Origin of the sequence: Marinobacter gelidimuriae (assembly GCF_000372805.1) — a bacterium.
Lineage (GTDB): Bacteria > Pseudomonadota > Gammaproteobacteria > Pseudomonadales > Oleiphilaceae > Marinobacter > Marinobacter gelidimuriae.
This window is the reverse complement of record NZ_KB889889.1, coordinates 21,396-28,767: the sequence shown is the minus strand read 5'-3', so window position 1 is coordinate 28,767 and position 7,372 is coordinate 21,396. Positions and strand designations below refer to the sequence as shown.

8 protein-coding genes and 2 pseudogenes are annotated in these 7,372 nt (G+C 54.2%); 2 read left to right on the top strand and 8 right to left on the bottom strand.

Annotated features, from left to right (window positions below):
• Positions 1–659: IS66 family transposase (locus A3OI_RS19890; RefSeq protein ID WP_018404266.1), on the top strand; the 659-nt coding region annotated here is incomplete at its 5' end.
• Positions 660–692: 33 nt separating this feature from the next.
• Here the strand turns inward: A3OI_RS19890 and A3OI_RS19885 are convergent.
• The 7 genes and pseudogenes from A3OI_RS19885 to A3OI_RS24670 form a co-directional block, all read right to left on the bottom strand.
• Complete coding sequence (locus A3OI_RS19885) at positions 693–1,130, bottom strand: alcohol dehydrogenase catalytic domain-containing protein (protein WP_018404265.1); 438 nt, start codon at positions 1,128–1,130, stop codon at positions 693–695.
• 33 nt (positions 1,131–1,163) lie between these two features.
• Complete coding sequence (locus tag A3OI_RS23880) at positions 1,164–1,337, bottom strand: hypothetical protein (RefSeq protein ID WP_018404264.1); 174 nt, start codon at positions 1,335–1,337, stop codon at positions 1,164–1,166.
• On the bottom strand, positions 1,330–1,782 hold the full coding sequence (locus A3OI_RS23875) for an MDR family NADP-dependent oxidoreductase (RefSeq protein WP_228702948.1): 453 nt from the start codon (positions 1,780–1,782) through the stop codon (positions 1,330–1,332). Before A3OI_RS23875 ends, A3OI_RS23880 begins: the two co-directional genes overlap by 8 nt.
• Positions 1,770–1,940: a hypothetical protein gene (locus A3OI_RS23870; protein ID WP_228702947.1), complete on the bottom strand. Its 171-nt coding sequence runs from the start codon at positions 1,938–1,940 to the stop codon at positions 1,770–1,772. The genes A3OI_RS23875 and A3OI_RS23870 overlap by 13 nt, the downstream gene beginning before the upstream one ends.
• 131 nt (positions 1,941–2,071) lie before the next feature.
• Positions 2,072–2,212 (bottom strand): annotated as a pseudogene (locus tag A3OI_RS23865) (NAD-binding protein); the annotation flags it as partial.
• Positions 2,213–2,291: 79 nt separating this feature from the next.
• Positions 2,292–2,474 (bottom strand): annotated as a pseudogene (locus tag A3OI_RS21920) (fasciclin domain-containing protein); the annotation flags it as partial.
• Positions 2,456–2,560 (bottom strand): hypothetical protein, encoded by a 105-nt coding sequence (locus tag A3OI_RS24670; RefSeq protein ID WP_407635522.1) that lies wholly within the window; start codon positions 2,558–2,560, stop codon positions 2,456–2,458. The pseudogene A3OI_RS21920 and the gene A3OI_RS24670, both read right to left, overlap by 19 nt.
• 373 nt (positions 2,561–2,933) lie before the next feature.
• Here A3OI_RS24670 and A3OI_RS0110650 point away from each other — a divergent pair, with 373 nt between their 5' ends.
• A complete protein-coding gene (locus tag A3OI_RS0110650; RefSeq protein ID WP_018404263.1) occupies positions 2,934–3,581 on the top strand; it encodes a DsbA family oxidoreductase in 648 nt (215 codons plus the stop codon).
• A 63-nt stretch (positions 3,582–3,644) separates the two neighbouring features.
• Here A3OI_RS0110650 and putA read toward each other — a convergent pair whose 3' ends face one another.
• The gene (putA, locus tag A3OI_RS0110645) at positions 3,645–7,274 is read right to left on the bottom strand and encodes a bifunctional proline dehydrogenase/L-glutamate gamma-semialdehyde dehydrogenase PutA (RefSeq protein ID WP_018404262.1); all 3,630 of its coding nucleotides are present in this window, start codon (positions 7,272–7,274) and stop codon (positions 3,645–3,647) included.
• Positions 7,275–7,372: the final 98 nt, after the last annotated feature.

Here is a 7,372-nt window from a genome sequence, read left to right as displayed (position 1 = left end):
ATGCGATCGGCATCCTGCCGCGCTTCAACGGTGTGCTCTGTCATGATCACTGGAAGCCGTATTACCGTTATTCATGCGTGCACTCTCTGTGCAATGCGCACCACCTGCGAGAACTTCAGCGCGCCTGGGAGCAGGATAAACAGGTGTGGGCTCAACGGATGCACACNCTACTGAACATCATGACCGACAGCGTCGACGACGCCGGCGGCGGCCTGCCACCGGACAAAGCGCAGCGGTGGCGCAAGGTGTACCGACGCTGCCTGGCAAACGCGCAAAAAGAGTGCCCGCCACCGGATGAAAGCCNNCGCCANGGCAANCNCGGGCGNCTCAAACGCACGCGGGCCCGCAACCTGCTGGAGCGGNTGATCGNCTACGAATCGGATGTGCTACGCTTCCTCGACAATCCAGAGGGTCCGTTTACCAACAACCAAGGTGAGCGAGACATCCGTATGTTCAAAGTGCAGCAGAAAATATCGGGTTGTTTTCGATCCTTTGAAGGAGCCGAGATCTTCTGTCGCGTGCGCAGCTATCTGTCGACGGCGCGTAAGCAGAACGTGTCTGCCTCGAAAGCCCTGATGCATTTGTTCGAGGGGAGTGTGCCGCCGTTCATGGCGGTGGGTGCGGGTAATGATACGACCGTTTTAAATCAAACCAGCTGAATAGTTACTTAATTTCTTATATAACGACGCCTGTTACGTATGAACAATTATCTTCACTGCTGATTCATTATTATGAATCAGCCTTTCGAAACCTTCAGAAACCAGATCATCCAATTGAATTCGCTGAGTAATGAAAGGCTCCAGGTTCACCGCTGTGTCCACGTCGTCCACAATAATATAAGGCTCGACCACAACATGCTGACCGATTTCGATATCGTCTACACCGTCACCAACCGCGTAAACCACACCTGAGAACTCATGCCCCATTGTTATCGGCGCGGATTCTCCCGAGACCGGATGGGGGTGGCCGCACGGAGGAATAAAGATGGGCCCCTCCATAAGTTCATGCAAATCGGTACCACAGATACCGCACCAGGCTACATCTATGCCCACAGTGCCTGGTTCTAACGTCGGTTCGGGGATGTCTTCAACGCGAATATCACCTTTGCCATAAAAACGAGCAGCTTTCATTTGAATCTCCTTGCTTTTAATTAAAGAGAAACACTAGATCTTCACCATCAACTTGCCTTTGTTACCACCGCTCAGGAATAGATTCAGGCCGTCCATAGCCGACTCCAACCCTTCCAGAGCGTGAGTCCGATATTTGATATCGCCGTTCTGAACATAAGGGGCCAGTTTGGCTTGCAGCTCCTGCGCCTTGTGCATGTGGTCAGGCATAGTGAAGCCCTGAATGGTCAGGCGCTTTTTGATAACACGCATCCCCCCAGCTTGGGCCAGGGCGTGGAGTTTCGGCGGTGTAATCGGCAATCATCCCGCACACCACAATACGGCCGTGCGCGTTCATGCGATCGAACACGTAGTGCTGAATCGGGCCACCGGTGTTTTCGAAATACACATCAATGCCATTCGGCACCAATTCATCCAGTTTTGCGCTCAGGTCGTCGGTCTTATAATTTACGGCACCGTCAAAACCCAGCTCGTTAATAATCCAGTCCGCTTTCTCTTGGCTGCCAACAACCCCAATAACCCGCAGGCCTTCAGCTTTGGCCAACTGGCCGACAATCGAGCCGACCGAGCCAGCCGCTCCAGACACCACCAACGTTTCACCCGACTTGGGATGACCACAGCCGAACAGCCCCTGAGTGGCGGTCAGCCCCGGCAATGCACAAACCGCCAGCGCCATTTAGACATGTAAGTCTGCTTGACCAGAAATTCACCGTCGCCAGGTTCCGGTACGGTTTTTTCCACCACCTCGAACAGCTCCGGTCCGGGTTTTCCCTTGAGGTGCTTCACCAGATTGATCGCTTTATAGGTACTCATAAACAAGTCTCTCCTGTGATGATTAGCGGGATCACTATCAGCTATTGATCACTAAACGTTAAGGCATCTGACAGCGGAACACTATTGCCATAAAGACACAATTGAACGTGCTGGAATGGCTTTTAATTCTCACCGGGGAAGAACTTCTTCACATGATTCACCTTCGCCACAGCGCGATCTCGATCATCAATCGCCACAATCAACAGACGTGCCCGTTCAATACCCGCCTTTTCCAGCAAATCAGGGCGACTGGCATCCCCAAAAAAACCCTGGCAGCGACCGCACCGACAAACACAAGGGCATGAGCCCAGCCCGGAAGGCCAGCCACCAGGCCCCGGCCATCCCTGCTGCCGCCGCAGGCGCTTTGGTAGCCAATACGTGATAGGTCAGAATCGACTGAAGTTGTTCTTTGTTCTCTGGCTTTAGCAAGGTTTCAACAGTACCAGCGGGCAATTTTTCAAAAGCGGCGTTGGTGGGTGCAAATACTGTGAACGGGCCTTCGCCGGAAAGCGTCTCTACCAGACCGGCGGCTCTACAGCGAGTTGCTCTTCCAGATAACTTCTCATCAACCGTGTATTACCAGTATTGGCCTTGTAGATGGCATCAAAGGCATCTCCCACCACAGGTAACAGGCCACCTATAAAATCGATACCCGGATCGCCCGTTGTCGAGCTTCGGTGGGCTTTGCCATTGCATCTCCACAACCAGATGATAGAACGAGGATAGATGACAGATTAGCAGAAAATAGATCTGTCCCGAATTTTAGTCCCAGATTTGAGAGTTGCTGGTCGTGGTTAGTCTTCTAAGCCGCGCAGGTATCGAAGACCGGACAACTGATTCATTTGGCCCCGGATCCACGCAACCCGACCCCATACATACTCTGAAGGCTGGGCGGCGCAGTAATGATCGAATCAATGATTTTAGGGCCACAGTTTTGTCGTCACGCAGTTTTAGGTCAGAATCGAATCTGAACAGAAACCGGAGGAACTTTCCATGAAACATGTAACTATTGATATTGTGTCAGACATTGCCTGCCCCTGGTGTGCGATTGGCTATGCACGGCTGGAAGAGGCCATGGCAGAACTGAAAAACGAAATGGATTTTGCCGTCGAATGGCACGCTTTCGAGCTCAACCCGGACCCATCCGGCGATGGCGAACCCATACTCCCGGCGCTGAGCCGCAAATATGGGCGCAGCGAAAACGAAATGAGGGCAAATCAGGCCCAGATGATAGACGTCGCCCACAGCCTCGGCCTGAATTTCGAGAAACTGCAGGAACGCTATACCCGCAATACTTTTGATGCTCATCGATTGGTGAAGTGGGCTGGGCAGCACAACAAGCAGACGGCGATGAAACAAGCATTTTTCGAAGCCTATTTCGGCCGCGCCGAAAACATCGCCCAGGCGGACGTTCTTGTCCAATGCGTGGAGGAGATTGGCTTGAACGGTTCTGAAGCCCGAGAGGTTCTTACATCAAACCGGTATGCCGATGATGTAAGACAAGACGAGGCTAAATACCAGCAAGCTGGGGTCTCAGCCGTGCCTGCCTATATCGTTAATGGCAAATATCTGATTTCTGGCGCCCAGGAACCTGAAACGCTGGTCAAAGCCTTGCGGGAGATCGCAGCGGAGCCGGTCTAGGTCTTCCCATTACCGAACGTGGCGGCCCTTCCATGGGCCACCCGAGCCTTGTTACGGGATAGCTTACTCAGACGCAGCGATCAGGCTGGCATTACCGCCAACAGCCGTTGTGTCAACACACAGGTGGCGCTCAATCACGTAACGCTGATCAAGTTTGTGCTCGGTAATCAGTGGCAGCAGCGCACCATCGCGCTTTCTCAGCGCCTGCCGATACGGTTTTAGCACTGAATGCTCGCCACAGCTGACCGCTGCTTCGAAGCCCTTGACGGTTTCAAGAGCATCCGGCTCCAGCTGGCCTTCCACACCAACCACCGGCAAACCGGCTTTCGCTGCGCGATCTACGGTATCACTGACACCCGGCGCGATGACCACTGCCTTGTTGCCTTGTGCCAGAGCCATAACCATCTGTTCGATCGCTGTTTCTTTATCCGGACCCAGACACAGAACAGTGCCGCGGGCGTGATTGGTCAGAGTGTTGCTCTCACCGGCTGGCCCCGGCATTTCCTCAGCGTGGGCGTCCAGAGGCTCCGGAACACTGTCGAAGACCCGGTTCATGACTTCAATACGCGCTTTAGGCTCTTGGGTGTTCATTTTACCAAGCTTGCCGATCAGGCTATCCAGCGCTCTTGCATCCACATTCTTGCCACCCGACTCCGCCGGCCGCTGTACCGTCTCGCCTTTCATAAACCGACACACATACTGCGGGCCACCGGCTTTCGGACCAGTCCCTGACAAACCTTCGCCGCCGAACGGCTGAGAACCCACGACCGCACCGATCTGATTCCGGTTGACGTAGATGTTACCCACCTTGATGCGACGGGAGATACGATCAATTCGGCTGTCTACCCGGCTGTGAACACCAAAGGTCAGGCCGTAGCCCTTTGCATTAATGTCATCCACTACCTTGTCGATATCTTTCGCATCAAAAGTAGCCACATGCAGAACCGGGCCAAAGATTTCTTCTTCCAGGTCCCCAATACCGTTCACCTTGATCACCGCAGGAGACACAAAGTTGCCTTTGTGCGGCACTGACAGTTTCTTCAGAAGCTGGTTCTTGTTCTCGAACTTCTTGCAGTGATCGATGATTTTCTTCGCAGATGGTTCATCAATGACCGGGCCTACATCTGTAGACAGCAGCCACGGATCACCAATGCCAAGTTCTTCCATGGCGCCGTACAGCATTTTCAGCAGACTATCGGCAATGTCCTTCTGCACATACAACATCCGCAGCGCAGAGCAACGCTGGCCCGCACTCTGGAAGGAAGAAGCCAGCACATCACGAACGACCTGTTCCGGCAGTGCGGTGGAATCTACAATCATGGCGTTCAGGCCGCCGGTCTCTGCCACCAAGACGGCATCCGGTGCCAGGTTTTCGGCCATGGCCTTGTCGATGACCTTGGCGGTATTGGTAGAACCGGTAAAACAGACGCCGGCTACACGGGAATCCGAAGTCAGGCCCGCACCCACAGTGGCACCGGTGCCCGGCACCAGTTGGATCGCATCCTTGGGAATGCCTGCCTTATGCATCAGCTCTACTGCTCGAACGGCCAGCAGCGACGTTTGCTCGGCTGGCTTGGCCAGAACGACGTTACCCGCCACCAGATTAGCCAGAATCTGACCGGTGAAGATAGCCAGCGGAAGATTCCAGGGTGAGATACACACCACCGGGCCTATGGCTTTACCGCTGTTTTCATAGCGAACGCCTTCGTTGGCATAAAAGTGGGCAAAATCCACCGCTTCACGAATTTCAGCGACGGCGTCCGACAGCGATTTACCCGCCTCCCGGGTGGCCAGTGCAAACAGCTCGAGGGTGTTCTCTTCATAAAGATCCGCGACTTTACGCAGGCAGGCGGCACGTTCTTCTGCGGGCGTGGCAGACCAGGACTTAAAACCTTTCTGCGCGGCAGAAATTGCGGTTTCGATATCGGCTTCGTTGGCCTGGGTAACATGACCCACCAAATCTTCCGGGTTGGCCGGGTTGCGAACTACCTGTACTTCGGTGCCCGATACCTTACCCGCAATCAGCGGCCCGCCTTTCCAATGGTGCTCTTTGTAAGCATCGCGGCCCTTATCAATGGCTTCAATGGTGACCGAATCAGTCAGGTCCCAGCCTTTGGAGTTGCGGCGATTCTCACCAAAAAGTTTGGCTGGACGCACAATCGCCTTGCTGGAAATGTCGTCGCCCATTTCCTTAACCAGATCGATCGGATCTTTTGCGATCATTTCAGGCGAAATATCTTCATCCACAATCTGGTTTACGAAGGAGCTGTTGGCACCGTTCTCCAGCAGACGACGAACCAGATACGCCAGCAGTTCGTGATAGGGGCCTACCGGCGCATAGATCCGACAGGGTACGCCGCTATCGCCCATAACTTGGCCGTGCAGAGATTCACCCATACCATGCAGGCGCTGAAACTCGTAGTTGGCTTCACCACGAACTCTGGCCAGCTCAAGAATTGCCGACACGGAGTGCGCGTTGTGGGTCGCGAACTGAGGGTAAATGCGATCCGTCATGTTCAGCAATTTGGTAGAGCAAGACAAGAACGACACATCACTACAGGCCTTGCGGGTAAACACAGGGAATCCGTCCAGGCCCATGACTTGGGCACGCTTGATTTCAGCGTCCCAGTAGGCACCTTTAACCAGCCGCACCATGATGCGACGATCGTATTTTTCGGCGATTCCGTACAACCAGTCCAGCATGAAAGGCGCACGCTTACCGTAAGCCTGCACACATACGCCGAAGCCATTCCAGCCTGCAAGTTCAGGATCACTCAGCAGAGCCTCAATGACGTCCATTGAGAGTTCCAGCCGGTCCTGCTCTTCCGCGTCAATATTGAAGCCTATATTAGCGGCGGCCGCTTTTTTGACCAGTCGCATAGCCCTGGGCACAAGCTCCTTCATAACCCGCTCTTTGTTGCCGTACTCATACCGTGCAAGCAGTGCAGAGAGCTTGACAGAAATGCCCGGATTCTTGCGAACGTCACCACTGCAATGCTTGGCGATGCTGTCGATCGCGTCAGAGTAGGCGTTGTAGTAACGCTGGGCGTCGTGATCCGTGCGGGCCGCTTCTCCCAGCATGTCATAAGAGTAGGTGTAGCCCTTTTTCATGTAGCCTTCACCGGCTTTCTGGGCTTCCTTGATATCGCGCCCCAGAACGAATTGCCGCCCCATCTCCTTCATGGCTTGGCCTGCCACCGTGCGAATCACCGGTTCACCCAAACGCTTCAGAAGTTTGCGGAGGACTTCGCCCACGCTTTTGCGCTCGGAATCCTTGAGCAGGTTGCTGGTCATCAGCAGGGCGATGGTCGCCGTGTTTATCAAAGAGGAAGAGGCCTTGCTCACATGGTCACCCCAGCACCCGGACGTGATCTTGTCTTCGATCAGGTCGTTGATAGTCGTAGCGTCCGGCACACGCAGCATGGCCTCAGCCAGGCACATGAGAGCAACACCCTCTTTCGTAGTCAGCCCATACTCGGCCAGGAATTTTTCCATGATGGTGGGCTTGGCGCTCTTCCGAACGCCGCGAACCAGGTCGGACGCTCTGGCAGAGATGGCCTTGCTCTCGGACGGGGATAATTGAGCGCCAGCAATCATCTCGTGAACCACGACATGCTCGAACGCAAGATTGTAATCACGGATCGCCTGTCGGCTGTCGACAACTGCGGGAGTCTCTGATTGCTGCGGTCTCATGGTTGTACCCTCATCATTGTTTGTTTTACTCACCGTGCTCGCATTCTACCGAGAACAGCAAAAACATTTTCACTGTAAAAAAGGGATTTACAGGCCAT